The organism is Moorena sp. SIO3I6 (genome assembly GCF_010672095.1).
This window is the reverse complement of record NZ_JAAHHU010001452.1, coordinates 1-1,265: the sequence shown is the minus strand read 5'-3', so window position 1 is coordinate 1,265 and position 1,265 is coordinate 1. Positions and strand designations below refer to the sequence as shown.

Below are 1,265 nucleotides of genomic sequence, written 5' to 3'. Positions count from 1 at the left end.
GGAATTTAGCTAAGGCTTAAACGCGAATCCTTTGATTAGGGCAGGTGCGATCGCGTCTAGGGGCAAAATTTCCACCGCCGCCTTCAACTCTGCTGCTGCTTTCGGCATCCCATAAACCACGCAACTGCTTTTATCTTGGGCAATAGTATGCCAACCTTTAGAGCGCAACAGTTTTAGCCCTTCAGCTCCATCTCTACCCATGCCAGTTAACAAGACAGCGGTGCCTTTGCGCTTCCAGTACTCGGCTACACTTTTGAAAAAAACATCTACGGAGGGGCGGTAGGGATAATTACTGGGTTTGGTGGTATAGGTTAACCTCAAATTCGATGTTAAAAACAGGTGGTCTTTGGTTCCAGCAATCAATACTTTCCCTACTTCAGGACGGCTACCGTCAGACGCTAGTTGGACTACCAAGGGTGTCTGATGATTCAACCACTCCACTAATCCTGAAGCAAACTGCACATCTACATGCTGGACAATCACAATTGCTGCACTGAAACTTGCTGGTATGCTGGAGAGAATCGTTGCTAGAGCCTTTGGTCCTCCAGTAGAAGCACCAATTGCGATTAACGGCGGAAGATGGAGTTGGGAATTTCGGGCTGGGGATTTTGAATTTCGGGTGGATTTTCCAATCAGTTTACCAATGGTAGCAATTTTAGTAAGTAGTTCTTGAGCAGCGTCTGGGTTACCGCGAGTGCCCAAAACTGGCAGGCTGACAGCATCTAAGGCTCCATATCCAAGGGCTTCAAATACTTTAGATGAATTCTGCTGGACGCTAGCGGTTACCACTAAAATCGCACAGGGAGAATGTTTCATGATCTGGCGAGTTGCCTCAACCCCATCTATTACTGGCATTGTCAAATTAATCAAAATTAAGTCTGGGAGATCTTTGGCACATTTGGCAATAGCTTCGGCACCATCACTAGCAACCCAAGCTACTTTATAGTCTGGAACCACCATCAAGACACGCCGCAGGGTCTCTACTGCCATCATTGAATCATTAACAATTGCTATTTTCATGTCATAAAAATGCTGATTACTTTTTTATAAGGGAGTAGGGAGTAGGGAGTAGGGAGTAGGGAGTAGGGAGTAGGGGAGTAGGGAGTAGGGGAGTAGGGAGTAGGGAGTAGGGAGTAGGGAGTAGGGAGTAGGGAGTAGGGAGTAGGGGAGTAGGGAGTAGGGAGTAGGGAGTAGGGAGTAGGGAGTAGGGAGTAGGGAGTAGGGAGTAGGGAGTAGGGAGTAGGGAGTAGGGAGTAGGGAGTAGG

General features: G+C 47.7%; 2 protein-coding genes. Both read right to left on the bottom strand.

The genetic code is table 11. From position 1 onward, the window contains the following. Window positions 1–9 precede the first annotated feature (9 nt). Complete coding sequence (locus F6K49_RS50180) at window positions 10–1,020, bottom strand: chemotaxis response regulator protein-glutamate methylesterase (RefSeq protein ID WP_293029710.1); 1,011 nt, start codon at window positions 1,018–1,020, stop codon at window positions 10–12. Further along, window positions 1,017–1,265 (bottom strand): hypothetical protein (locus tag F6K49_RS50175; protein WP_293110329.1); only part of this gene is annotated, 249 nt, incomplete at its 5' end. The genes F6K49_RS50180 and F6K49_RS50175, both read right to left, overlap by 4 nt.

What these genes read in the sequence shown, in the direction of transcription:
- F6K49_RS50180 (WP_293029710.1), bottom strand. Translation starts at nt 1,020, where the DNA reads ATGAAAATAGCAATTGTTAATGATTCAATGATGGCAGTAGAGACCCTG.